The following is a 25643-nucleotide window of genomic DNA, read 5'->3' as shown; positions in this document are numbered from 1 at the left end:
GAGGAGGTTTTATAAATGGCAAAAGAAATTAAATTCGGCGAAGAAGCCCGCCGCGGTATGCTTCGTGGTGTGGATAAACTGGCAGATGCTGTAAAAGTGACATTGGGCCCGAAAGGACGTAACGTCGTTCTGGAAAAGAAATTCGGTTCTCCGCTGATCACAAATGACGGTGTCACGATCGCAAAAGAAATTGAACTCGAAGACGCGTTTGAAAACATGGGTGCCAAACTTGTCTCCGAAGTGGCCAGCAAAACGAACGATGTAGCTGGTGACGGTACAACCACTGCAACTGTTCTGGCACAGGCAATGATCCGTGAAGGCCTGAAAAACGTAACAGCAGGTGCAAACCCGGTTGGCATCCGCAAAGGGATTGAAAAAGCAGTTGCGGCTGCTGTCGAAGAATTAAAAGCCATTTCGAAACCAATCGAAGGCAAAGCTTCCATCGCCCAAGTTGCTGCAATTTCCTCTGCTGACGAAGAAGTCGGCGAATTGATCGCTGAAGCAATGGAACGCGTGGGCAACGATGGCGTTATTACCATTGAAGAATCAAAAGGCTTCTCAACGGAATTGGACGTTGTGGAAGGAATGCAGTTCGACCGTGGCTATGCATCGCCTTACATGGTAACGGATTCCGACAAAATGGAAGCTGTTCTGGATAACCCTTACATCTTAATTACAGACAAGAAGATTTCCAATATCCAGGAAATCCTGCCTGTTCTGGAACAAGTTGTCCAACAAGGCAAACCGTTGTTGCTGATTGCGGAAGATGTTGAAGGGGAAGCTCTTGCAACACTCGTTGTCAACAAACTGCGCGGCACATTCAATGCCGTTGCGGTAAAAGCGCCTGGCTTCGGTGACCGCCGCAAAGCGATGCTCGAAGATATTGCAACCCTGACAGGCGGCGAAGTGATCACAGAAGAACTCGGCCTTGATTTGAAATCTGCAACCATTGACCAACTCGGCCGTGCCGGAAAAGTGGTTGTTACAAAAGAAACAACGACAATCGTTGAAGGGGCAGGCGACTCTGCTGCAATTTCCGCACGTGTAAACCAAATCCGCATGCAATTGGAAGAAACGACTTCCGAATTTGACCGTGAAAAATTACAAGAACGCCTTGCAAAACTGGCCGGCGGCGTAGCGGTCATCAAAGTCGGTGCTGCGACAGAAACCGAATTAAAAGAACGCAAACTGCGCATTGAAGATGCTTTGAACTCTACGCGCGCTGCTGTTGAAGAAGGCATTGTAGCTGGTGGTGGCACGGCGCTGATCAATGTCATCAAGAAAGTTGCTTCCATTCAAGCAGAAGGCGATGTTCAAACAGGCATCAATATCGTTGCACGCGCTTTAGAAGAACCTGTACGCCAAATCGCGGAAAATGCCGGCCTTGAAGGTTCAGTCATTGTCGAACGCCTGAAAAAAGAAGATGTCGGCATTGGTTACAATGCCGCCAATGGAGAATGGGTCAACATGATTGAAGCGGGTATCGTGGACCCGACGAAAGTAACCCGTTCCGCACTTCAAAATGCTGCATCTGTTGCTGCAATGCTGCTTACAACAGAAGCAGTTGTTGCCGACAAACCTGAACCGCCGGCACCTGCAGGCGGCGGCGCCCCTGACATGGGCATGGGCGGCATGATGTAATAAGCGCCTGAAAATGCTGGGATAACGGCTTTTACAGACGTTCAAAACTGTACCATTCCATGTTTCGGTTCATGTTTTAGATCGTTACATTTTTAATGAGGCTCCCGGGAAGTGACCGGGAGCCTCTTTTTTCTGTTTCTCATACACGCTTTGTGTATGCTTACAAATGAACAGGGGTGTTGAAATGGCAAAAGCCGAAAAGAAGGGAAGCGGCATGAGTCCTGTACGGGGTGATTGCGAAATGAAGGGAAGCGTATAAACCGTAAGTAAGATGGTTGCAAAATAGAGGGAAGTGTTTGAGAAAAGTGATTGCGGAATGAAGGCTATGCCCATAAGCCGCTAATGATGGCGGGTGAGGCAAGCGGCAAACGTAAGCGTGGTGGGCGCGAAATGAAGGGCCTGAACAGGTGACAGAAAGAAGGCAAGCCGGTTTTTTTAGGGATGCCGGCCCGGTTATTCCGCGTGTTCACGGAATACCCAGAGCCTTGTGCCAAGAAAATTGACAGCCATCCCTGCCAGTGTGGCAATGATCTTCGCGTATAAAAGCGGCCAGCCCCACTGCTCGTGAAAGAGGAAAAGCAGAAGGGAAGTCAGCGCATAGACAATTAAATTGACGGCGATAAACCGTGAAGCTTCAGCCCATGTTGCTTTTTTTCTTACTTGAAACGTCCAAAACCGGTTCAGCAAATAGCTGTTTGCCATGCCGGCCGTATAAGAACATGCCTGTGCAACCAGATAAGGCACATGGACGGAGGTGAGCAGAAAAAATACGAGAAAATCAACAAGCGTATTTCCGGCGCCGACAATGCAAAACTTAAGAAAAGCGGCATATTGTTTGAGCATGGGTCCAGCAAACCTTTCGTAAGTTGTGTTTTCAAGTTTTCATTGTATCACTGTTTTGGCTTAAGACGAAAGAAGATTTCTCGTTTTTATATAAATTCGTTTCAATGGTATAGCGCGGGCGCCTTTTGACTTCTTTAAAAATTTTGCCGATGTATTCCCCGATCAGCCCCACCGCCATCAACTCTAGGCCGCCAAGGAGCCAAATAGAGATGATCAGGGAAGCCCAACCGGAGACGGTATGGCCGGCAAGCTCCTCTATAAGGGCATAAAGGCCGACAAACGCACTTAAAATAAACGTGACAAACCCGAGGGCCGTCACAAAGCGGACCGGGGTTATGCTGAAAGACGTAATGCCATCCAGGGCAAAAGCGAGCATTTTCTTTAACGGATATTTTGATTCCCCGGCCATCCGCTCTTTTCGGTCGTAATACACTTTCGTAGAAGGAAACCCGAGCAAAGGGATAATCCCGCGCAAAAACAGATTTGCTTCTTTATATTTTAAAAGTTCCTCCAATGTTCTCTTGCTCATCAGCCGGAAATCAGCATGGTTCGGCACGAGCTGAATCCCCATTTTTCCCATCAGCCAGTAGAACCCTTGCGCACTTGTCCGTTTAAACCAAGTGTCCGTTTCCCGGCTGTCGCGGACGCCGTATACAATATCGTAGCCTTGCCAATATTTTTCCATAAAATCCCGAATCGCCCGGATATCGTCCTGCAAATCGGCATCAATGGAGATGACGCAGTCGGAATGCTCACTGGCGACCGTAAGCCCTGCAAGCAGCGCATTCTGGTGCCCGGCATTGCGCGACAGTTTAATGCCTTTTACAAACGGATGGCGGGCCGAAGCGGATTCAATGATCTGCCAGGTTTTGTCGCGGCTCCCGTCATCGACAAACAAGAGCGTGCTGTCTTTTGCAATCAGTTTGGACTGGATCAGAGATTCGAGCACCTCTGACAGCTGCTTCATCGTTTCATGCAATACGGCTTCTTCATTATAACAAGGAACAACAATCGTTAATTTCGGATATTGACTCATTCTACAGCATCTCCTTTACCAGCATGATGCTTACTTTACTTCGTATAAATAAATGGTCCACGCCGAGTCGGCATTGCGGAAAGTTTTTAAAAACCGCAAATGCTCTTTTTCTGCGTTTTGGATCGGGACAGCCGAGAAAATATACCGCCCGCCAAGCTTTTCAAACGCTTTTGTATCGATGGCAAGATGATGGATTTTGACGCCGCTGTTTTTCCGGAATTCATAATGCTTGCCCAGTTCGCTGACAAAAATATAACAGCGGTTCCCCCACTGGTCAAAATACGTTTTTAATTGCGGGCTTTTATCCAGTTCCCCGGCAATGATTTTTCGGAATTTCCTTTTATAAGACAACGGATAATAATTATTGTAAGAATCTAAGGTGTAGAAACCGTTGTACTGGGCAATGGCCGGATGGAGCCCGATACTGGCGACGCGGTAAGCGCTTTTCGGTTTGCCAATATAGCGGCCGATTTCGTGAAACTGGCCCGTCGCGTAAAACTGGTTGAACGAAGGTTTCCCGGCAACACGGTAATAAATTTCAGGATTAAACGCAAACAGGACAATCACCTGGGCGATGAGGCAACATTTTACGAATGCCTTCCACTTTCTGCCGCGTTTCCAAAGAAACCATGCCCCCACTGCAAACATCGTATAAATGATAAGCGGCCGCAAAAAATGAAACCGTGCAAAGTTAAACGTATTCAGCAGGCTGATCTTTTCTTTTAACGGTTCCCATGCCTTGTTGAACCAGAAAGCATACCAGAGCGATAAAACGGCATTTAGCATAAAAAGCTGCACATACCGTTTTTCCTTTTTCCATGCTTTTGTTTTATAAATCAGCCACATGGCGATAAAAGAGAACGGCAGAATGACAAACGTGTGCACGGTCATATCATGTGTATGCCCGAACACATAATTTTTTAGCGCAAGCCGGAGCGTGTGCCAAAAGCCGAGTTTCGAGCTGACAAAATCATTCCGGCTTGTCGGCTCATGGGAAAAGACAAGGGAATACACAAGCCGGTATTCAATCCCTAAATACAGCACCAGCATCCAGCCGATTGCAAAAAAGAACGGCCAGTTGCGCTCCCGTTTCACAAGCACATCCCGTATCCACAAAAGCCCCATCGCCGCCAGAAAAAAGAAGAACCCGAGCACAAAGCTAGAGTAAAAAGGCAAAAGGGTCAGCGCCAGCCACTCTTTCCATGTGGCCTGCCGGTTCCTGATGTTTAAAAAAGCCCAAAGCGCAAGCGGCATCCCCAATGTGCTTAACATGCCGGACGGCCAAAACGGGGTCATCGCAAAAGCAAGAGATACCCATACCCTGATAAAGTAACCGTCCTGCCCTTGCACGAAATGCCGTTTTAGCAACAGGTACATTCCTAAAAAAGCAAAGACTCTTGTAATCGTCTGGCTAAATGTATAAGCGATGACCGGAGGGAACAGGGCGTAAAGCCACTGGATTCCGCTGAATTCCGTCCCGAACGCATTTCGCGGCAACCCGTTCATGATTTGCGGAATCGTTGCATTCAGAGGGCCAAACAGTTCTCCGCTGCGGTCGAGCACCCGGTACCAGGCGATATTCGAATCCAGGTTGTCGTGGACCCGGATATGCATATTGCCGCCAAGAATAAACATTGGCGAAAGGTAGACGGCCAGCATCCATACGGCCAGCCATAAAGCATTTTTTTCATGATTACTGATTTTCATTCCGGTCTGACACCATCCCGTTTCTATTTTTGGATGTATGGTCCCTTCTCCCCATAAGCACGTTTGAATAGACGCGGGCAACCAGGGAAAAGTTCACACAAAAAAATACAGGCAAAAATGATGCGGGGTTTAAATCACCGGCCCGTTATTAATGATATAATAAAACCAGCATAAATTGGCTTTAAAATGCCAGGATGAAGGGAAGAAGCTGCCATGATCATAAAAGATGTGCAAGTGCATTACCGGAACATTCCGCTGCTCGTTCCGTTTAAAACAGCATTGCGGCAAGCCAATGAAATTGACAGCATTGAAGTGGAAATCACACTGGACAATGGCATAAAAGGTACAGGGGCAGCTGCGCCAACTGTTGTCATTACAGGCGATTCAACCGAAAGCATCATGTCTGTTGCGGCAGGGCCTATCAAGGAGGCGCTCTCCGGGCATGATTTGCGTGATTTCCAGGAAGCCCTGAAAAAAGTGCAGCGGTGCTGTACGGGCAACACAAGTGCAAAAGCTGCTGCCGACATTGCCCTTTACGATGCATACAGCAAATGGTTAAACATTCCACTGTATGCCTATCTTGGCGGGCAGAAAAATCTCCGGACTTCCATGACAATCGGAGTGGATACGCCCGAAAAAATGGCATGGGATGCGGAAAAAAGTGTGGAGGCCGGGTTTCATCTGTTGAAAATCAAGGTCGGCACATATCCGGAAATCGATCTCGAACGGATTGAAGCGGTCCGGCGCGCTGTTTCGCCTGATGTCAAACTGCGCCTTGATGCCAATCAGGCGTGGGAACCGAAGCAAGCGGTGCAAATTTTACAAGAGCTGGAAAAAAAGGATTTCGGGATTGAGTTTGTCGAACAGCCGGTACGTGCCGATGATTGGGAAGGGTTAAAGTTTGTAACGGAAAGAACAAAGCTGCCGGTCATGGCAGATGAAAGCCTGTTTTCGGCAAAAGACGCGCTGAAATTGATCGCGGGCCGATTTGCCGACCTTATCAATATTAAGCTGATGAAATGCGGCGGAATTTCTGAAGCGTGGAAAATTGCCGACATTGCAGAAGCAAACGGTGTGAAATGCATGGTTGGCAGCATGATGGAGCCATCACTTTCCGTGGCGGCAGCTGCCCACTTTGCGGCCGCCCATCCGAATGTTGTCTATATGGATCTGGACGCGCCACTCTGGTTGTCTGAAGAACCGGATCATTTAACCTATGACGGCGAGGACGTCCTGCTCTCTGATCAGCCTGGTATCGGTATCGTCCAGCCTGTGTAGGTTATCCATAAACTTCCGGCATGAAACATTTTGCCGGAAGCCATCTTTCGTGTACAATAAGGATAATTTAAAATGAACGGAGGATCCATATGGGTGCCCGAAAAGCGTTAATCAATATTGATTATACCAATGACTTCGTAGCTGACGACGGCCGGTTGACATGCGGCAAACCGGGGCAGCAGATTGAAGAAAACATTGTGGCGCTTACGAAGTCATTCCTTGAAAACGGCGATTACGTGGTCTTCGCAATCGACTGCCATGAACAAGATGATCCTTATCATCCGGAAACGAAATTGTTCCCTCCCCATAATCTCAAAGGCACACCCGGGCGCGACCTGTACGGGAAACTGCAGCCGCTTTTTACAGCGTGGAAAGGGAAGAAAAACGTTCATGTGATCGATAAAACCCGCTACAGCGCTTTTTGCGGGACGGATCTGGAGCTGCGGCTGCGGGAACGGGGCATAGAAGAAATCCATTTATGCGGGGTATGCACAGACATTTGCGTGCTGCATACGGCAGTGGATGCTTACAATAAAGGATTCAAGCTGGTGGTCCACGAAAACGCGGTGGCAAGTTTTAATCCGGACGGGCACAAATGGGCATTAAGCCATTTTAAAGGTTCGCTCGGAGCGGAAGTGCGGTAAACCCATTAGGTAGGAGTGATTCGAGAGCATGCGTTTTAAAGATGACAGTTTAGCGCTTCACACAGACTTATACCAAATCAACATGGCGCAGGCCTATTGGAAAGACGGTATCCACAACCGGAAAGCGGTGTTCGAAGCATTTTTCAGAAAAATACCGTTCGGAAATGGCTACGCCATCTTTGCGGGGCTTGAGCGAATTGTGGATTATTTGAACCACTTTCACTTCACTGAAGAAGATATTGCCTATTTGCGCAGCACCGGCCATTACAGCGAGGATTTTTTGCAGTACTTGTCAGAAATGCGCTTCACCGGAACGTTGCGCTCCGTCCGCGAAGGGGAACTCGTTTTTGGCAACGAACCGCTGATCCAGGTGGAAACGTCTTTGGCTGAAGCACAAATCATCGAAACCGCCATTTTAAATATCATCAATTACCAGACGCTGATTGCGACAAAGGCTGCGAGAATCCGGTCAGTCGCCGGTGATGATGCTGCCTTGTTCGAATTTGGTTCAAGGCGCGCCCATGAACTGGATGCTTCCGTGTGGGGAACGCGAGCGGCTTACATCGGCGGATTTGACGGAACAAGTAATGTCCGGGCCGGGAAAGTGTTCGGCATGCCGACGAGTGGCACGCACGCCCATGCGATGGTACAGGCATACCGGGATGATTACACCGCTTTTAAAAAATACGCGGAAACGTATAAGAACTGCATTTTTCTTGTCGATACATATGATACACTGGGTTCGGGCGTGCCGAACGCCATCAAAGTGGCAAAAGAATTTGGCGATAAAATCAATTTTCTTGGTATCCGCCTGGACAGCGGCGACATGGCTTTTTTATCGAAAAAGGCACGGGAAATGCTCGACGAAGCCGGATTTACGGATGCGAAAATTTTTGCATCCAGTGATTTGGATGAATATACGATTTTCCATTTAAAAGCCCAGGGTGCGAAAATTGATGCATGGGGCGTTGGGACGAAACTGATTACGGCATTTGACCAGCCGGCGCTCGGTGCGGTATATAAAATGGTATCCATCGAAGACGGGAACGGGGAAATGCAGGATACGATTAAAATTTCAAGCAATGCCGAAAAAGTGACAACACCGGGGCTGAAAAAAGTATTCCGTATTTTAAACAAACGGACAAACAAGCTGGAGGGCGACTATATTGCCATGCAGGACGAAAATCCGGCAGCGGAAAAGCGGCTGAAGATGTTTCATCCTGTCCATACCTTTATCAGCAAATATGTCACAAACTTTGAAGCCATCAATATCCATGAAACCATCTATGAAAAGGGGCGGCTCGTATACGAACTTCCGCCGCTGGATGCGATCAAACAATATGCGAGAGATAATTTGGACCTGTTGTGGGACGAATATAAACGCATTCTCAATCCTGAAGAATACCCGGTCGATTTGAGCCAAAAATGCTGGGACAACAAAATGCGCAATATAGAAGAAGTGCGGCAAAAAGTGATTCGGCTTGAAGAAGATTAAATGATGATGGTGGTTTTTTCCATCTGTTTTGTGGCAAAAGAACAATATATAAAATGAACAAAATATCGCGGCTCTGTTGCCTGCTGTAAAAAGTAACCATTATGCAAATGGCGACCGGGCTTGATGTAAATCCTTACGTTCATTTTATATAGATGCGGATAAGGAGGATAAAAAAATGGACGCAATGCAAAAAAGAATTGTGGAAGAAATGAAAGTAAAACCGGTCATTGACCCGAAAGAAGAAATCCGTAAAAGTGTTGATTTTTTAAAAAGTTATTTAAAAAAATACCCGTTCCTGAAAGGATTCGTGCTTGGTTTATCGGGCGGCCAGGATTCCACTTTGACAGGGAAGCTTGCGCAGATCGCCATCAACGAAATGAAAGAAGAAACCGGCAACCAGGAATACAAGTTTATTGCAGTACGCCTTCCTTACGGCGAACAGAAAGATGCGGATGATGTGGAACTGGCCGCCCAGTTTATCCAGCCGGACAAGGACATCACCGTGAACATCAAGCCGGCCGTTGATGCCAGCGAAGCGTCCCTGGAAAAAGCGGGCATCGTCCTTTCCGACTATGCGAAAGGAAATGAAAAAGCGCGTGAAAGAATGAAAGTCCAGTATAGCATTGCTGCGATGGAAAATTGTGTCGTGCTCGGTACCGACCATTCAGCTGAAAATGTGACCGGATTTTATACAAAATATGGCGACGGCGGCTCGGACCTTGTTCCGATTTTCAGGTTAAACAAGCGTCAAGGCAAAATGCTTTTGAAAGAACTCGGCTGTCCGGAACGGCTCTATTTAAAAACGCCGACAGCTGATCTTGAAGACGATCGTCCGCAGCTTGCCGATGAAGTGGCATTAGGGGTAACCTATGATGACATTGATGATTACCTGGAAGGCAAAGAAATTTCCCCGAAAGCAAAAGCCACCATCGAGTCCTGGTATTTAAAAGGACAGCACAAACGCCATATGCCGATTACGATTTTTGATGATTTTTGGAAATAATGATAAAGCCGGGCTCCCAGCGCGGAGGAACCCGGCAAAATTTTGGCCGCAAGTTCACAAGGGCGGTTGGCTCTATGGTAGAACGAGCAAAAGTTAGGCCCTAGGTTCGCGTAGAAGGTTTCTACATTAAGGAAGCACGCAAAACTCCGATGAAAAGTTCACGTAGAGGGTTTCTACGTGAAGGAACGGGGCAAAAATCCGGTGAAAAGTGCACGTAGAACGATTCTACGTTAAGGAACGAGGCAAAATTCCGATGAAAAGTGCACCTAGAGCGCCTCTATGTTAAGGAAGCGTGCAAAATGCCGATGCAAAGTTCACGTAGAGTGCTTCTACGTTAAGGAACGAGGCAAAAATCCGGTGATAAATTCACATAGAGCGCCTCTATGTTAAGGAAGCGCGCAAAATTCCGATGCAAAGTTCACGTAGAGTGCTTCTACGTTAAGGAACGGGGCAAAAATCCGGTGAAAAGTGCACGTAGAGTGCTTCTACGTTAAGGAATGAGGCAAAACTCCGATGAAAAGTGCACATAGAGCGCCTCTACGTTAAGGAAGCGCGCAAAATTCCGATGAAAAGTTCACATAGAACGCTTCTACGTTAAGGAACGAACCAAAATTCCGATGAAAAGTGAACGTACTACAGCTGTAAGTAAAGAATCCCGGCAAACATCAGCCGGAAAGTGAATATGGTGTGGCTTTTAAGGCACAAACCCGGCGGAAATCTGCCAAAATATAAATGCTGTATACTGAGGATAACCGACGCAGGCAGTTTCACATTTTTAAAAAAGCCGAGCCGGAATCCTGCTTTAAAGATCAGATTTCGTTTCTAGATAAAAGTACATGGGGGAAAATCAATGGCAAAAACATTCGATGTGAAAGATATAGAAAAAATTGTGGTTTTGGATTTTGGCAGCCAGTATAACCAGCTGATTACACGCCGGATCCGCGAATTTGGCGTATTCAGCGAACTCCATCCGCACACTTTGACAGCGGCAGAGATCAAGGCCATGAACCCGAAAGGCATTATTTTCTCGGGCGGCCCGAACAGCGTCTATGACCAAAACGCATTCCATGTCGATGAAGACATTTTTAATCTTGGCGTGCCGATTCTGGGAATATGCTACGGCATGCAGCTTATGGCAAAAAAATATGGCGGCAAAGTTGAACCCGCCAGTCAGCGTGAATACGGAAAAGCAACGATTCATGTCGAAAACGGGGGCCGGTTATTTGACGGGCTTCCGGAAGATCAGGTGGTCTGGATGAGCCACGGGGATCTTGTGACGGAAGTACCGGCCGGATTTACGGTAGATGCAAGCAGTGACCACTGCCCGATTTCTGCAATGAGCAACACGGACAAACATTTGTATGCCGTCCAGTTCCATCCGGAAGTACGCCATTCTGTTTACGGCAATGAACTTTTGCGCAATTTTGCTTTTAAAATTTGCGGCTGCAGCGGAACTTGGTCAATGGAAAACTACATCGAAATGGAAATTGAAAAAATCCGGCAAACGGTAGGGAACAAGAAAGTGCTGTGCGCCTTAAGCGGCGGGGTTGACTCTTCCGTTGTCGCGGTATTGATCCATAAAGCGATCGGCGACCAGCTCACGTGTATTTTTGTGGACCACGGTCTTTTGCGTAAAGGCGAAGCAGAGAGTGTGATGAAAACTTTCTCAGAAGGCTTTAATATGAACGTCATTAAAGTCGACGCGAAAGAACGGTTCCTGAAAAAATTGAAAGGTGTTTCCGACCCGGAACAAAAGCGGAAAATCATCGGAAATGAATTTATTTATGTCTTTGATGATGAAGCGGCAAAACTCGAAGGGATTGATTTTCTTGCCCAGGGAACGTTGTATACCGATGTCATCGAAAGCGGGACAACGACTGCCCAGACAATCAAGTCGCACCACAATGTCGGCGGTCTGCCGGAAGACATGCAGTTTACGTTAATTGAACCGCTGAATACATTATTTAAAGACGAAGTGCGCGCAGTCGGCACTGAACTCGGCATTCCGGACGAAATTGTCTGGCGCCAGCCGTTCCCGGGCCCGGGTCTCGGCATCCGCGTGCTGGGCGAGATTACGGAAGAAAAACTCGAGATGGTGCGCGAATCTGATTTTATTTTGCGCGAAGAAATCAAAAAAGCCGGCCTCGACCGCGATATCTGGCAGTATTTTACGGTATTGCCGAACATCCGCAGCGTTGGTGTCATGGGCGATGCGCGCACGTATGATTACACCATCGGCATCCGTGCTGTCACATCCATCGACGGCATGACTTCTGACTGGGCGCGCATTCCGTGGGAAGTGCTCGAAAAAATTTCCACCCGCATCGTCAACGAAGTCCCGCACGTCAACCGCGTCGTGTATGATATTACAAGCAAACCGCCCGCTACGATTGAGTGGGAGTAGGAACAGGAAAACGGCGATCCTAGGAATATTAAGGGATCGCTGTTTTTTTCTATGTCAGCTCAATTAAATAGCGAAAGCATTCTTTTAACTTGATTTCACCACCAGTTATTTCACTATACTTTTTCAGTTGGGGTTTTCAATATATTTCTCAAAAATTAATTCAAAATGGTCTGCTGCCCCAAACCCGGAAATAGGAGGGGCAAATATTTGAACCAACCCCCAACCTTCCGATGCATTTTCCTCTATAATTTGTCTGTAGTCGACTTCCGGTTGTCCTTTCCACCGATTGATTTTTATCTTAACAAATTTATAACGGTACATTATTCTTCCTAAAATTTGTAAAAAATGATTTATTTTGTTTTTCGAAGCAAATATACTTGTACTCCAGCATAAATGGCACAACCAATCATAAGAATTGGAAATTCTATTCCAGTGCTTTTGGTTTTAAACCAATCCACAAGGGACCATATGAGTAAAACCAAAGTATAGTAGCTAAATGCTAGTCTTGCTGCTTTTCCGGAATGATCCTTTTCCATTTCATCCATTTTTCTCATTTTCATCTTTCCTTTTAATAGTTTTATTTATCGAATCAAAAATAAACAATTCATCTATCCTTACTTCTAAAATTTGTGAGATGAGTACCGCTAAACGAAGAGAAGGGTCATATTTGCTATTCTCAATAGCATTTATGGTTTGTCGTGTGACATTACATTTTTTTGCCAACTCTTCCTGCGACATCTGCTTCTTTTTCCTGTATTTTTTAATGTTATTTTGCATATAATCACCAATTAGTGTAAAAAATTTTTTACATCTGTGCTGGCATTATTGTATCCCCTTACAAACAAAATGTCAAATATTTTTTACACAATAATTTCTAAAGCATCTTAATTTACATTTTATTAAATATTATTTATTTTTCGGATATGAAAATATAATATAGAGATTGCTAGGGGGATTGGTGGCCATACAGTAATAAAAATGAAGGGAGGGATACAGATGCAATTATTGTTGAAAGGTCAACTTCTTAAATCATAAAGTTCAAAGGCAGTTATGGTTTTAGTTGCCGCTACAGCTGTTACTTTAGCCATTCTAATTTTTAAAAGATGGATGTAATTGAAATTCTGCATCGTGCAGAGATGATTGCACCGAGATGGGTTGTAAACGTAATTAATGCTACTGGTTCTGTATTAGCCATTGTTACTCTGCTGAGAGGATGGTCTGCCCATTGCAGTTCTTGAACAATTAATAGATTTGAGGTGAAAAAATGCTTGATATTCAAAAATGGAAGGGAAATCCCTGGTTAGTGTTGACGATTCTTTCGTTTGGTTTTTTTATGACTCAATTGGATTTACAAATTGTTAACATTGCGATTCCGAATTTAATGGAAACATTACATGCATCCATTAATGAGGCGCTATGGGTTCTAAATATATACATATTGGTGCTTGCCGTTTTTTTAATTACGGCCGGCCGTTTTGGCGATCTATTTGGTATACGACAATTGTTTTCAATTGGAATTGTCCTTTTTACCATCTCTAGTTTGTTATGCGGACTTTCCACAAGCCCTTTGGAACTCATTGTATTTAGGGCTATAGAAGGACTTGGTGCAGCTCTGCTTTTACCGCAGACAATGACATTTATTATACGATTATTTCCTTCCGAGCGTCGTGGAACGGCCCTTGGAATATGGGGAATGGTAGGTGGAGTTGCTGCTGTTGCAGGTCCGAGTTTAGGCGGATTCATAGTCAGTGTGTTAGGCTGGCGCTGGATTTTTTATATAAATGTTCCAATCGGAGTATTGATCTTTATATTCACTTATCTATTTGTCCCGGAAATCCGAAATTCAGCAAAACAACAGCTTGACTTGATGGGGGTTCTCTTGGTTTCTTTATCGTGTTTATTTTTAACCTATGGATTAATTGAAGGCCAACACTTTAAATGGTCCATGTACATTGTCGGCATTCTTATTATTTCCGTAGTTATCTTTATCATATTCTATGTTCAACAAAAATTGCGTCATAAGCGGGATCCGTTAATTCCATTTGCTTTGTTTGAAGATCGTAATTACACGTTAATGAATGTGGTAGGAGTCTTTTTTTCTATTGGCGTCCTTGGGTTAATGCTGCTTCTCTCGATATATTTTCAGTCCATTTTGGGATATGATGCATTTAGGGCGGGACTTACGTTAGTTCCTGCATCACTTATTTCCATGTGTGTATCTCCATTTGCCGGAAAATTTTCAAATAAAATAGATGGGAAATACCTTGTGCTTGCAGGATTAGCGCTGACCCTGATCGGGATGATATGGGTTATTTTTATCATGAATGGCCATAACTATTGGGTGCAATTTATGTTGTCGATGGTGATTACTGGGTTTGGAAACGGGTTATTAATTTCACCGACGGCAGCAGTTGCCGTGAAAGAAGTGAAGGATGAAGTTGCAGGTGCAGCATCCGGGGTGATGAATACTGTCCGCCAATTGGGAACAGTTGGAGGCAGTGCGGCTGTTGGGGCTTTATTACAAAATAGAATTTCTGCCATGAATCATGGTTCGGAATTTGAATCGGTCTTTGATATTTCAACAAAATTTGGCGGCCATTTAAGTGGTTATTTAACAGCATTGCGTGAAAGTTTATTATTGCCGATGGCTGCTATTGCTTTGGCTTGTATAGCATGCGCTTTTGTACGAAAGAATGCAAAGCGACTTTCAACCAACGAAGTAAAATAAATTTTCTTTATATTTAATTATGCTATGTATAGGTGAACCTCCCAGTGTGAGATGTTAATCCTAAAACTATTTTAACCCACTGAGGGTGCGGTTCACCTGTTTTTGTTTCTTTGGGGGGCCAAAGTTGGGGCGTCCATACAAAACGGAAGAAAAACCTTAGAACGTGTTGCAGGACAGGATACCTCTGAACGTAGCGCCGCTGAAGGAAGATTTTTGCGAAGGTAAGCACAGGTGCGGGTTAAGCCTTATTCGAACATGCTTTCAGGAGACCAGTGAAACAGTAGTAGCCCTTCAGTTTCTCAAAATGAATCTGGAGGGAAACCTCAGGGCTATTTTTGAAATATTTGCACTTTACTATTTTATATTTTAAAACTGGGCTTGTATCTGATTCGTTCAGCAAGCTCCAATTATTTATTTTTTGATCCGGTCTTAAAAAAAACAACATAGATTAATAACAATAGAAAGAACAAAGCTTGAATGATTTTTGTTACAATATGTATTTCAGGATTGAAATTTAAATCAAAAAGGATATTGGCAATAACATATACTCCTGTTATGATTATCAATGATTTTAAGAACCACTCCATAGAATACCCACTCCTATATCCTTATTCTCTCAAAGTAATAAGGTTACCAATGCTCTTGCAGCTGTTCCAGCTAACCAACTAGGTACACCCATATTTTTTAATTGAGTTGTTAGTGCATTCGTTATTGTGCCCTCAAAGTCTACCACAATATTAAGGGTCTTCATTACAAATTCGTAACTTAAATATTTTTTCAGGGTACTTTTCGAGCCTTTTGAAATAGGCAGTTTATTAACATAATTCCTTACAGTTCTATCCCATGAGATTCTACCAATTTTTTTGAGTTTTTTTATCATGGACTTTGCCGCTACTTTAGCTGCTTTCGATTTCACGCCAAATGTTGTAACAACATGGTTTTCAGTGTCTTCTCCAGATAAACTTGATTGAATCCCATTTACAATGTCTGTCTCAGCAATTCCATGAGCTTGCAATTCATTTTGTAACTTTAATAAGTTTTGAGTTTCAGTATTTGTTAAATGAACATTTTCTTGCTGATTAGATACTTCTGCTGCTTTTATATGAGTTGTAAAAGGAACAGACACACTAAACAAAATAGAACTCGCAACTGTGACATGAATAATTTGCTTTTTCATTATATCCCCTACCTATTTAGTTTTATTGCTTCATAACACAGTTTATTATATCTCAGGTTTACGGGTATTTCATTAAGTATTGCATTTAATGTTGCAATTTAGGCACCTAAAAAGTTTTATGAATACACAAAAATCTGCTTGACGTTTACAAGGAAGCATTTATAATGATAAATGGATGTATAAATGATAATGATTTTCATTATCATTAGAAGCAAAAAGGAGGTGTTTTTTTGAAAGGGACGAGCAACGGTGTAATCGGGAAAATTTATTATCCTGTTATCTTTCTCCTTATCTGTATGATTGCGTTTTCCGCCATTTATTCGGTTTCAATTGGAACGGTCCACATACCAATTGAAAAATCAATGAATGTTTTGCTGCACGTCCTGACAAATGGCAAAATGGGGCACATTAAAGGGATGGAAAACTCCTCCTATTTTAATATCATTTATCAAATCAGAATGCCCAGAGTTATTTTTGCTTTATTGATTGGGATGGGCCTTTCTTTGTGCGGGATTGTGATGCAAGCAGTTGTGCAAAACCCGCTCGCTGATCCATATATTATCGGGATTTCTTCAGGAGGAACGCTTGGTGCGACCATTGTCATTTTGATCGGGTTTGGAAGCAATGCCTTGTTTGGCACATTTAGCATTGCATTTGGCGCTTTTATGGGTGCGATGGCAACATCCGTAGCAGTATTGCTTTTGTCAAGTGTTGGCGGAAAAGCAACATCTGTAAAACTGGTATTGTCAGGCGTCGTTGTCGGAGCATTGTGCAGTTCTTTTTCCAGCCTTGTGATTTACTTTGCCAACAATGCAGAAGGGATTAAAGACGTTACGTTCTGGACAATGGGAAGCCTTGCATCGGCGAGCTGGGAAAAGGTGCCGGTTTTGTCTGTTGTGGTCCTGATCGGCTCTTTGATTTTTCTTTTTCAGCACCGTGTGTTAAATACGATGCTACTCGGTGATGAGTCTGCCGTCACATTGGGCATTCATTTAAGTTTATTCCGCAAGCTCTACATGGTGGTCACAGCATTGATAACGGGTACGATGGTTGCTTATGCCGGCACAATCGGATTTGTTGGTCTGATCATTCCGCATATTTGCCGGGGTATTTTCGGCGCAGATCACAAACAGCTGCTTCCGGCAACAATCCTTTCAGGGGGGCTCTTTTTAATATGGGCGGACATTTTGTCCCGAATTCTAATCCAAAATGTAGAATTGCCCATCGGCATCATTACATCAGTGATCGGCTCCCCACTCTTTATCTATATGATTGTGAAAAAAGGCTATCAATTTGGAGGTTGAGGGAAGTGGATTTAACGGCGGAAAAGCTGCAAGTAAAAAGAGGCAGGAAAGAGATCATCAAAAACATGTCCGTGTTTGTCAAAGATAAACAGTTTGTCGGTTTAGTAGGCCCGAATGGATGCGGGAAGTCAACTTTGCTCAAAAGTATCTATAAAAGTCTTGTGCCGCAAAATGGGAGCGTTTTTTTAGATGACCTTAATGTACTGAAAAGCTCGGCAAAAAAAGTTTCAAGGCATTTAGGCGTAGTAGGGCAGTTCAATGAAATGAATTTTGATTTAACAGTCGAGCAAATGGTGCTGTTGGGGCGGACACCGCACAAGAAGTTACTGGAATCGGACCAGCCGGACGATTACAAAATTGTTGAAGAGGCATTAAGGAAAACGCAATTGCTTGAATATAAAACACGCAGCTATTTGTCATTATCAGGCGGGGAAAAGCAACGGGTGATTCTTGCCCGTGCCATAGCCCAACAGCCGGACTTAATGATTCTCGATGAACCGACCAACCATTTGGATATTCGCCATCAAATCGAAATTCTTTCCTGTGTCAAGCAGTTTGGCATTAGTGTGCTGGCGGCTCTCCATGATTTGGATCTGGCTGTCGCCTATTGCGATTATTTATATGCCGTGAAAGGCGGAGAAGTATATGCACATGGAAAACCGGAAGAAGTGCTGACCTCGGAATTAATTGAGGAATTGTATGAAATCAAATGTCAAACTTATGTGAATCCTGTGACCAACCGGCTTGGATTTGCATACGAACTTTAAGGAGGATGGACAGACATGAAAAAAGGAATCTTTGCCGGTTGCCTCATCGCACTGCTTGTCCTTGCGGGTTGCGGGAACAGGGAAACGACCGGGTCGGAAAAAAATATGAAAAGCAAGTCGAATTATCCGCTGACGATTCATAATTATACAAAAGCAGAGGGCGGCACTACATATAAGAAAAAGGATCAGGTATTCAAGGAAGCCCCGAAACGGGTGATGGTTACGACAAGAACGGCGGCGGAACTGCTCCTTCATCTTGGCCTGAAAGATAAGATTGTCGGGGTAGGCGGGAATTTTGGCGCCCCGGACAAATCGGTTGAAAAAGACTATGCTTCATTAAAGATACTCAGTAATTCGTATGTCGGAAAAGAAGCGGCGCTTGGGACAAACCCGGACTTAATTGTCAGTCGCGGCGGCTTATTCGATAATGCCGACTGGGGTGTCGGAACGGTTGATTCTCTGAATGATATGGGGATTCATACCTATATTCTTGAATCATCCATTCCGGGCGGGACCTATGACTCAATATATAAAGATATTGACAATCTCGGAAAAATTTTTAATGTCCAGGAAAAAGCAAAACTATTTTCCAACAAATTAAAGGCGCGCCAGAAGAAGATTACATCGGAACTGTCAGGCATTCATGAAACGAAGACATTCGCCTATTTACACATGTCCGATCCGAAAGAAATCAACATCTACTCTGCTTATAATGAAACTTTTTTCAATAATGCTTTTGGTATGTTAAAACTCAAAAACATATTTCAAAATGTGCGGGGGACTGTTAGTGTAGAGCAATTAGTAAAAGCCAATCCCGATGTATTGATTGTACTGAATTGGGAAAACAATGCCGATAAGGTCAAAAAGGCTCTTTATGAAAATCCCAAATTATCGAGTATGAAAGCAATCAAAAATAAGCAAGTTTACGCGATGGATTATAATGAGCTTTTCGGCTACAGCTACAACACACTCGATGGAATAGAACAACTGGCAAAGGAAATGTACCCTGATCAATTTAAATAGGTTTTTCTCCGTAACCCAAAGTTGGGAAACAAGGGAAGAACATTAGCCCATATGATTACGATGCATGCATTTTGTAATTTCCAGCATCCTATAGTTAAAACCAAAAATGATGGTGGAAAGGAAACGATACAGGATGGGTGCAATCAAGCATAATGGGTATACCTTTGAACCGGAGTTCAGTGTGGTCAGCCAAACCGGTGCCATTCATGTTTATCATGGAGAAAAATTTATTGAAGAAATCCGATTCGAATTTAATGGTGACTATCCCCAGCATGATTTAATAGAAGAATTGGTAAATCATTATCTGCATGAAAAACATCTCTAGTTCGTCAAAACGAAACCCAATTTACCTGAATCCATACAGGCAAATTGGGTTTTTCCTTACTGCACTCTGCCAGGCATTACCCTATTCTTCCAGGATCAGATGAACGTTCAGTTCCTGCATTTTTGTGATGATTTCTCTTTGCGTCAATTGTCCGGGGTTAAATTCAATTTTGATCTCTCTGTCATTTGTATCAGACAATACGCGCTCAATCCCGTCCATCTTTTTCAATTCATGCTCGATCAACTGAATTTGGGATGGATCGGTTGCATTTTTGGCGTAAACGGTCATATTTTCCATAATATTCCTCCTTCAATAAGGTGCCATTATGATTGATTATACCCTTTAAAAGAATTTTTTAGCTGCCCATTAAGAAATATAACCGTGCTATATCCCCCACACGGCCATGTTTGCCCAGCTCCCGCATACCGGCGGATCGGGGCCATCCATTCTGCCGTTCCGAGCATAGAGCATTAACGTTATTTTTTCGCCTGAATACATTAAGGAAAATGGATAAAGAGGTGTAATCATGGATTCAAAATCTTCTTATTATGGATCAGAAATCAAGTGTGAAGAAGTCTCGAACACATTTCCGCCCCAGCACCAGACGAGGCAGCCGGGATTTGAATATTTGATGATTCCCCGGCCTGTTTATGACAACCCCCATTATATTGGAACCGGGAAACTGAGCAACAAGGTTGCGATCATTAGTGGGGGTGACAGCGGAATTGGCAGGGCTGTAGCAGTGGCTTTTGCAAAAGAAGGAGCAGATATCGTCATTGCTTATTTTGATGAACATGAAGACGCCATGGAAACGAAGCAGGCCATTGAGCATTTGGGACAGCGTTGCCTTTTGATTCCAGGAGATTTACGCAACAAAAATCACTGTCAGTATGTCATTGCCTGCACCCTTGAAACATTCGGAAAAATAGATGTTCTTGTCAATAACTTAGCGGTTCAATTTGTTCAAAACCGGTTTTTGGATATTAGCGACGAACAGTGGCATACGACGTTTGATACAAATTTGCATCCGTTTTTTTACATGACAAAGGCCGCACTTCCTTATATGGCTGAAGGAAGCAGCATTATCAACACTGCATCGATTAACGCCTATATCGGCCGGAAAGATTTGATTGATTATACAGCTACGAAAGGGGCAATCGTCAGCTTTACGCGCGCGCTTGCCAATAACATCGTTGACCAGGGGATCAGGGTGAATGCTGTAGCCCCGGGCCCAATCTGGACACCGCTTATTCCTGCGACTTTTTCTCCAGATATGGTAAAAACGTTTGGAAATAACGTACCAATGAAACGTGCAGGCCAGCCTTATGAACTGGCTCCTGTCTATGTGTTGCTTGCTTCAAACGACGGTTCTTATATCACAGGCCAGACTATTCATGTGAACGGGGGCGGTTTTGTCGCTTCATAACCGGGGTTTGTTTTTGTCCGTATCCTAAAAAACCTGCTGCCAAATGGGTTAACCTCCGTTTTGCTACGCTGTAGCTTTTTTACATGCAGAACCAGTGCCCAAACCCTATTCGGTAAGTCCGGATGGGGAAAAAGACGTAAGCGCGATGAGGCAATTCGTTACAGGATGGTAATCTGTTTTGGGCGGCGGGCTTTTTATATTGCTGTAACGGCGGTTGCACGGATTAAGCAGTTGATACCAGCCGCCTCTTTGTTGATCAACAAAATAGGTCCAGCAATAGGTAAACAGATCACGATACAGTTGCAAGGCATTGCGGTCAGATGCGGCCAGCAGGGATGATGCACCGATCGCTTCAGCCATGACCCAGTAATATTTATCACAATCGATCATACGCCCGCCTGGAGCCATGCTGAAAAAAATGCCTCCATTTTTCCGGTCCAAGCCTATGTGAATAGCGGATTGGAATAAAGATTGTGCCAACGGTTTCCGCCAATTGCCGGGAGCAAGCCGATCTAATAACAGCAACAGCTTGCTCCATTCAATCGAATGGCCGAAAATAAAGCCATAAGGCCGAAGCTCACTTTTCGTAATGCCGTAATTGTACGTCCAATCGATTGTCCAATCTTCATGATAGTGCTCCCAAATCAGTCCTCCTGATTGGGGAAGTAGACGAAACATGACCGACTCGGCAATGCGTTCTGCTCTTTCAAGATATCGCTTGTTGCCGGTTGCTTCATATGCTGTCATCATCGCTTCGCACAGATGCATATTGGCATTCTGTCCGCGGTAAGGGGATACTTCTGACCAGTCGGCTGAGATTTCATCAACATACAGCCCCTCATTTTCCCTCCAAAAATGGCGTTCCAATACTTCAAATGTCTCCGCAATCATCGGAAAAGCAGATGATATGCCTGCTTTCGCTGCCATCGCTGCGGCTAACAAAACAAAGGCATGGCCATATGCTCTTTTCACTGAATGGGATACAGACTGGCCCTTTAATTCCCAATAATACCCGCCGTGTTTGTGGTCGCGCTGGTGACGTTGCAAGAACGAAATGCCGTGTTCCGCCAGTTCCCGGTACGCTTGGCCGGGCTCCAGCAACGCCGCCACACTGAAAATAAACACAAACCTTGCCTGGCCTACAAGTTGTCTCGTTTCATAATCGCATACTGTGCCGTCATCAAGAAAGCAGTTGATATATCCGCCGGACACTTTGTCTATACAGCGCGGTGCATAAAAGTTTATCGTATCCAGAATATGCTGTTTCAGAAAACGGGTGGATGTAAAATCCGGCAATTTTTGCTCCATCTTCGCATCACTCCTTATAAAAAGTACTTTATGATCCGCTTCCGGCAAATATGAGAGCAGCAAACGGCAATAAGCAGGGGCTTTGCTGCTGGTCCAATACCGGAACCCGCAAAATATGGAGGCGTACTTTGAGGGGGCTTTTTGTAGAACCCGTAAAAGCAAACCTGGGCTGGGAAAATTTGTGCTGCCCTTTTTTGATGTATAACACTTGAAAATGGGGCGGAATATTACTATAATTAATCCCATAAATTTAGTGAGGATTAAAGGGGGAGTTTTATGCTTTTAACAGGGTTAATTTGCGGGGCATTGCTCGGCTTTGTGATGCAAAGGGGCAGGTTTTGCCTGACGGGCGGCTTCCGTGATATGTATATTGCAAAAGACAATCGCATGTTTTACGCGCTGTTAATTGCGATCGCCGTTCAAAGCATCGGAGTTTACGCACTTATTCAGCTTGGCATGATCAAATATGCTGCAGGCACATTCCCGTGGGTTGCTGCTATCATTGGTTCATATATTTTCGGGATAGGGATTGTCATGGCCGGCGGCTGCGCAACCGGGACATGGTACCGTGCCGGCGAAGGGCTTTTGGGCAGCTGGATCGCGCTCTTTGGCTACATGGTCATGAGTGCCGTGATGAAATCCGGCGTGCTTTTACCGGTAACCACTTCCCTTCAGTCCGTACAGCTTCCGAAAAACGCGATTGCAGATACACTGGGGATTAACATTTGGATCATTATCGCAGTCTTTTCCCTGATTGTACTGACCATTTTAATCAGGGAAATGCGGAAGCCGAAAGTGGCGGTTCCGGCGATGAAGGCAAAACGCAAAGGGCTTGCGCATCTTTTGTTTGAAAAACGCTGGCACCCGTTTTTTACAGCAGTACTTATCGGACTTATTGCGATTTTAGCGTGGCCTTTAAGCGAAGCAACCGGAAGAATGGATGGCCTCGGGATTACAACGCCGACTGCCAATCTTCTGCAGTTCCTTGTAACGGGTGACCAAACATTTGTAAACTGGGGCGTTTTTCTCGTGCTCGGCATTTTTCTCGGTTCTTTTATCGCCGCAAAAGCGAGCCGCGAATTTCGTTTTAGAATGCCGGATGCAAAAACGGGTATCCGCAGTTTCTTTGGCGGTATTTTGATGGGATTCGGCGCCAGTGTCGCAGGCGGCTGTTCGATCGGCAACGGCCTCGTCAAAACGGCAATGATGACATGGCAGGGCTGGTTTGCACTGCTGTTTATGATATTTGGCGCATGGACGGCTTCCTATTTCATGTTTGTCCGCCCGCAAACAAAGCGCCAAAAAACCGCGGCGAAAACGGCTGTCACCACTGCATAAGGAGGAATGGAAGATGGAAAAAGTATTGGAAGTCATGGGCCAGGTTTGCCCATTCCCGTTAATCGAAGCAAAAAAAGCCATTGAAGAAATTCAGCCGGGAGATGACCTTGTCATCCATTTTGACTGCACGCAAGCAACGGAAAGTATCCCGCGCTGGGCAGCTGAAGCAGGCCACACTGTCACAAACTTTGAACAACTTGATGAAGCAGCATGGACGATCACAGTCCGGAAAAAATAAATCTTGATTTCTAACGCAGGCTGTCTCACAAGGGGCAGCCTGTTTTTCGGTGCGCCGTGCATGGCTGCTTGGCGCTCGCCGATGAAATTTGAGCAAGGAGAAAGCTTGGCTACCGATGCTCGACAGGCTTGTAGTGGGTCTCAAGAAGGCTGGTTTATAAAATCTGCGGCGTTTTCCATGGGTAACGTCTATTTTCACGGAAATCAGCGGAGACATCTGAAATATAGTCGCGTTTTCACACCCATCTACGTTTTGGATCAAAAGACGAAAAATTTTGAAATCATCATTTTTGTCGAATTGGTGTTCCCTTCATTTCAAAAATGTTGTATAATAAAAACGGAATAGTTTTAATACTTGAAAAGGGGGAATGGGATGGATAAGCGGACTGGGCGCAATGAATATGACCGTCATTGGAAGCGGGTCATTCATTCGCTGTTTGAAGATTTTGTTGCGTTTTTTTCACCAGGCTTGTATGAGATGATCGATTGGGACAAGCCACCTGACGACCTGGATAAGGAATTCCAAAGGCTGAATCCGGACGGCAAAAGCCGAGACCGGGAAGCAGACGGGCTTTTTAAAGTGTATTTGAAAGATGGTAGCGAACAGTGGATACTTGTCCATATCGAAGTGCAGGGGTGGAAAGATACTGATTTTGCAGAAAGAATGTTTCAATACTTCTACCGGATTTTTGATGCGTATGATAAAAAGATATTCGCGCTTGTGATTTACACCGAAGATTACTCCGAAACGTATACCCCACCCCGTTATGAATACAACTTTTTCGGGACAAAATTGAGTTATGAATACAATGTGTATAAAATAGCGGAACAAGATGAAAATGAATTGTTGCAATCGACTAATCCATTTGCTTTTGTAATCCTTGCGGCAAAAAAAGCCCTGTATGGAAAAACAGCTGCACAGCCAACCAAATTAGAATTGAAAAAGCAGTTGCTCCGGGTTTTAGCTGTTATGAAAGATCGCTTGCAGCTCGATAAAAAGGATTTACTGACACTTTTCATTTTCATGGACCACATGATAAAACTCGAAAGTCAATACCAACAGGAGTTTAACCAGGAAATCAAAAATTGGGAGGGCGGCACGATGATAACGTATGAAGATGAACTAAAACAAGAAGCAAGAAAAGAAGGAAGAGAAGAAGGGAGAGAAGAAGGTAAACGAGAAGGAAGACAAGAAGAAAAAATTGAAATTACCCGAAACCTTATTAAACTTGGGATACCACTCGATTTTATCAAAAAAGCAACAGGCCTTTCCGAAAAAAAGGTCCTTGAAATAAAGGAGAAGCTGGAAAAGGAATAAGGGCTGATGGCTTTGAAATGGGAGGGCGGCACGATGATAACGTATGAGGATGAACTAAAGCAAGAAGCAAGAAAAGAAGGAAGAGAAGAAGGGAGACAAGAAGAAAAAATTGAAATTACCCGAAACCTTATTAAACTAGGGTCATCCCTCGATTTTATCAAAAAAGCAACAGGCCTTTCCGAAAAAAAGATCCTTGAAATAAAGGAGGGGCTGGAAAAAGAATAAGGCAAATGGTGTTACTGGCGCCCCAAAATGGCAGGAAATTGACGGTGTTATTTGTCCATAAATTGACGGAATTGTTGTCAATTAAGGGGGAAGCCAGTTTGCGCTTTATTGTGGCTTCCCCTATGAGTTTAATACTTAAATTTAAATCATTGTCATTTCACGAAAGTTCCCCTTCAATCACACGTTTTACCATATGATCATCAATGATTCGATGCCTGTTTTGTGCTCCGTAAAGTAGACAGTGGGTACAAATCTTGTTGATGATCCTTGCGGCTCCCCCGGAAAAACGATGGATTTCATCTAAAGCTACATCTGTGAAAATTTGCTCAGTTACTCCTAAATATTGTAAATGCATGGCAATATATTCTGCAGATTGAGCTCTGTCGTAATGCCCCAGTTTGAATTGAATATCAATC

The 25643-nt window shown here is 44.3% G+C and carries 25 protein-coding genes and 2 pseudogenes; 17 read left to right on the top strand and 10 right to left on the bottom strand.

Features of this window, described 5'->3' with window-relative positions; translation table 11 throughout:
- The first annotated feature begins 15 nt into the window (after positions 1 to 15).
- Complete coding sequence (gene groL / locus NFR98_RS11535) at positions 16 to 1641, top strand: chaperonin GroEL (protein WP_014096829.1); 1626 nt, start codon at positions 16 to 18, stop codon at positions 1639 to 1641.
- Positions 1642 to 2094: 453 nt separating this feature from the next.
- Here the strand turns inward: groL and NFR98_RS11530 are convergent, their stop codons facing one another.
- The 3 genes from NFR98_RS11530 to NFR98_RS11520 are packed head-to-tail and all read right to left on the bottom strand — an operon-like array spanning position 2095 to position 5227.
- Positions 2095 to 2484 carry a GtrA family protein gene (locus NFR98_RS11530; protein ID WP_014096830.1) on the bottom strand — a complete coding sequence of 130 codons (390 nt, stop codon included), beginning with the start codon at positions 2482 to 2484 and terminating at the stop codon, positions 2095 to 2097.
- A gap of 31 nt (positions 2485 to 2515) precedes the next feature.
- A complete protein-coding gene (locus NFR98_RS11525) occupies positions 2516 to 3520 on the bottom strand; it encodes a glycosyltransferase family 2 protein (protein ID WP_014096831.1) in 1005 nt (334 codons plus the stop codon).
- A 30-nt stretch (positions 3521 to 3550) separates the two neighbouring features.
- Complete coding sequence (locus NFR98_RS11520; RefSeq protein WP_251460168.1) at positions 3551 to 5227, bottom strand: DUF6044 family protein; 1677 nt, start codon at positions 5225 to 5227, stop codon at positions 3551 to 3553.
- 213 nt (positions 5228 to 5440) lie between these two features.
- Here NFR98_RS11520 and NFR98_RS11515 point away from each other — a divergent pair, with 213 nt between their 5' ends.
- The 5 genes from NFR98_RS11515 (at position 5441) to guaA (ending at position 12051) form a co-directional block, all read left to right on the top strand.
- Positions 5441 to 6505 carry a dipeptide epimerase gene (locus NFR98_RS11515; RefSeq protein ID WP_014096833.1) on the top strand — a complete coding sequence of 355 codons (1065 nt, stop codon included), beginning with the start codon at positions 5441 to 5443 and terminating at the stop codon, positions 6503 to 6505.
- An 89-nt stretch (positions 6506 to 6594) separates the two neighbouring features.
- On the top strand, positions 6595 to 7149 hold the full coding sequence (locus NFR98_RS11510; RefSeq protein WP_014096834.1) for a cysteine hydrolase family protein: 555 nt from the start codon (positions 6595 to 6597) through the stop codon (positions 7147 to 7149).
- A 28-nt stretch (positions 7150 to 7177) separates the two neighbouring features.
- Positions 7178 to 8644: a nicotinate phosphoribosyltransferase gene (locus tag NFR98_RS11505; RefSeq protein WP_061565641.1), complete on the top strand. Its 1467-nt coding sequence runs from the start codon at positions 7178 to 7180 to the stop codon at positions 8642 to 8644.
- A gap of 175 nt (positions 8645 to 8819) precedes the next feature.
- Positions 8820 to 9647 (top strand): NAD(+) synthase, encoded by an 828-nt coding sequence (nadE, locus tag NFR98_RS11500; RefSeq protein ID WP_014096836.1) that lies wholly within the window; start codon positions 8820 to 8822, stop codon positions 9645 to 9647.
- Positions 9648 to 10497: 850 nt separating this feature from the next.
- On the top strand, positions 10498 to 12051 hold the full coding sequence (gene guaA / locus NFR98_RS11495; protein ID WP_035190156.1) for a glutamine-hydrolyzing GMP synthase: 1554 nt from the start codon (positions 10498 to 10500) through the stop codon (positions 12049 to 12051).
- A gap of 123 nt (positions 12052 to 12174) precedes the next feature.
- On the opposite strand, the gene NFR98_RS11490 is transcribed toward guaA, so the two are convergent.
- From NFR98_RS11490 to NFR98_RS11480, 3 genes are read right to left on the bottom strand one after another with little or no spacing between them, the layout of a single operon-like run.
- Positions 12175 to 12372, bottom strand: a complete 198-nt coding sequence (locus tag NFR98_RS11490) for a DUF4177 domain-containing protein (protein ID WP_041819503.1) — start codon at positions 12370 to 12372, stop codon at positions 12175 to 12177.
- A 29-nt stretch (positions 12373 to 12401) separates the two neighbouring features.
- Positions 12402 to 12605, bottom strand: a complete 204-nt coding sequence (locus NFR98_RS11485; protein ID WP_014096839.1) for a hypothetical protein — start codon at positions 12603 to 12605, stop codon at positions 12402 to 12404.
- Positions 12589 to 12828 (bottom strand): helix-turn-helix transcriptional regulator, encoded by a 240-nt coding sequence (locus NFR98_RS11480; protein ID WP_029142769.1) that lies wholly within the window; start codon positions 12826 to 12828, stop codon positions 12589 to 12591. Before NFR98_RS11480 ends, NFR98_RS11485 begins: the two co-directional genes overlap by 17 nt.
- Positions 12829 to 13315: 487 nt before the next feature.
- Here NFR98_RS11480 and NFR98_RS11475 point away from each other — a divergent pair, with 487 nt between their 5' ends.
- Positions 13316 to 14779, top strand: coding sequence for an MFS transporter (locus NFR98_RS11475; RefSeq protein WP_251460167.1), 1464 nt, complete (start codon positions 13316 to 13318; stop codon positions 14777 to 14779).
- A gap of 115 nt (positions 14780 to 14894) precedes the next feature.
- Positions 14895 to 15201, top strand: a pseudogene (locus NFR98_RS11470) (transposase); the annotation flags it as partial.
- Positions 15202 to 15395: 194 nt separating this feature from the next.
- On the opposite strand, the gene NFR98_RS11465 reads toward NFR98_RS11470, so the two are convergent.
- Entirely contained in the window at positions 15396 to 15956 is a 561-nt protein-coding gene (locus NFR98_RS11465; RefSeq protein WP_013860643.1) for a hypothetical protein, read from the bottom strand.
- 230 nt (positions 15957 to 16186) lie between these two features.
- Here NFR98_RS11465 and NFR98_RS11460 point away from each other — a divergent pair, with 230 nt between their 5' ends.
- From NFR98_RS11460 to NFR98_RS11445, 4 genes are all read left to right on the top strand, one after another.
- Positions 16187 to 17260: a FecCD family ABC transporter permease gene (locus tag NFR98_RS11460; protein ID WP_014096843.1), complete on the top strand. Its 1074-nt coding sequence runs from the start codon at positions 16187 to 16189 to the stop codon at positions 17258 to 17260.
- Positions 17261 to 17325: 65 nt separating this feature from the next.
- Positions 17326 to 18027 (top strand): ABC transporter ATP-binding protein, encoded by a 702-nt coding sequence (locus NFR98_RS11455; RefSeq protein ID WP_205421988.1) that lies wholly within the window; start codon positions 17326 to 17328, stop codon positions 18025 to 18027.
- A gap of 15 nt (positions 18028 to 18042) precedes the next feature.
- Positions 18043 to 19050, top strand: a complete 1008-nt coding sequence (locus NFR98_RS11450; protein WP_211062385.1) for an ABC transporter substrate-binding protein — start codon at positions 18043 to 18045, stop codon at positions 19048 to 19050.
- A 133-nt stretch (positions 19051 to 19183) separates the two neighbouring features.
- Positions 19184 to 19375, top strand: coding sequence for a YbxH family protein (locus NFR98_RS11445; protein ID WP_017551807.1), 192 nt, complete (start codon positions 19184 to 19186; stop codon positions 19373 to 19375).
- Between the two features lie 81 nt (positions 19376 to 19456).
- Here NFR98_RS11445 and NFR98_RS11440 read toward each other — a convergent pair whose 3' ends face one another.
- Positions 19457 to 19672, bottom strand: a complete 216-nt coding sequence (locus NFR98_RS11440) for a DNA-binding protein (protein ID WP_035183276.1) — start codon at positions 19670 to 19672, stop codon at positions 19457 to 19459.
- 229 nt (positions 19673 to 19901) lie between these two features.
- Between NFR98_RS11440 and NFR98_RS11435 the strand changes: the two genes are divergently transcribed.
- The gene (locus NFR98_RS11435; protein ID WP_017551809.1) at positions 19902 to 20801 is read left to right on the top strand and encodes an SDR family oxidoreductase; all 900 of its coding nucleotides are present in this window, start codon (positions 19902 to 19904) and stop codon (positions 20799 to 20801) included.
- A 105-nt stretch (positions 20802 to 20906) separates the two neighbouring features.
- Here the strand turns inward: NFR98_RS11435 and NFR98_RS11430 are convergent, their stop codons facing one another.
- Positions 20907 to 22109 carry an AGE family epimerase/isomerase gene (locus NFR98_RS11430; RefSeq protein WP_211062384.1) on the bottom strand — a complete coding sequence of 401 codons (1203 nt, stop codon included), beginning with the start codon at positions 22107 to 22109 and terminating at the stop codon, positions 20907 to 20909.
- 276 nt (positions 22110 to 22385) lie between these two features.
- On the opposite strand from NFR98_RS11430, the gene NFR98_RS11425 reads away from it, so the two are divergent.
- The 4 genes from NFR98_RS11425 to NFR98_RS11410 all read left to right on the top strand — a co-directional run bounded on the left by NFR98_RS11425 (position 22386) and on the right by NFR98_RS11410 (position 25227).
- Positions 22386 to 23447, top strand: a complete 1062-nt coding sequence (locus NFR98_RS11425) for a YeeE/YedE family protein (RefSeq protein ID WP_046721781.1) — start codon at positions 22386 to 22388, stop codon at positions 23445 to 23447.
- A gap of 13 nt (positions 23448 to 23460) precedes the next feature.
- Positions 23461 to 23685 carry a sulfurtransferase TusA family protein gene (locus NFR98_RS11420; RefSeq protein ID WP_014096852.1) on the top strand — a complete coding sequence of 75 codons (225 nt, stop codon included), beginning with the start codon at positions 23461 to 23463 and terminating at the stop codon, positions 23683 to 23685.
- A gap of 372 nt (positions 23686 to 24057) precedes the next feature.
- Entirely contained in the window at positions 24058 to 25002 is a 945-nt protein-coding gene (locus NFR98_RS11415; RefSeq protein WP_251460166.1) for an Rpn family recombination-promoting nuclease/putative transposase, read from the top strand.
- 33 nt (positions 25003 to 25035) lie between these two features.
- Complete coding sequence (locus NFR98_RS11410; RefSeq protein ID WP_233896611.1) at positions 25036 to 25227, top strand: hypothetical protein; 192 nt, start codon at positions 25036 to 25038, stop codon at positions 25225 to 25227.
- Between the two features lie 157 nt (positions 25228 to 25384).
- Here NFR98_RS11410 and NFR98_RS11405 read toward each other — a convergent pair.
- Positions 25385 to 25643, bottom strand: a pseudogene (locus NFR98_RS11405) (AAA family ATPase); the annotation flags it as partial.

This window comes from Weizmannia agrestimuris (assembly GCF_943193165.1).
Taxonomy (GTDB): Bacteria; Bacillota; Bacilli; order Bacillales; family Bacillaceae_C; genus Weizmannia; species Weizmannia faecalis.
This window is presented reverse-complemented; position numbering and strand designations above follow the sequence as displayed.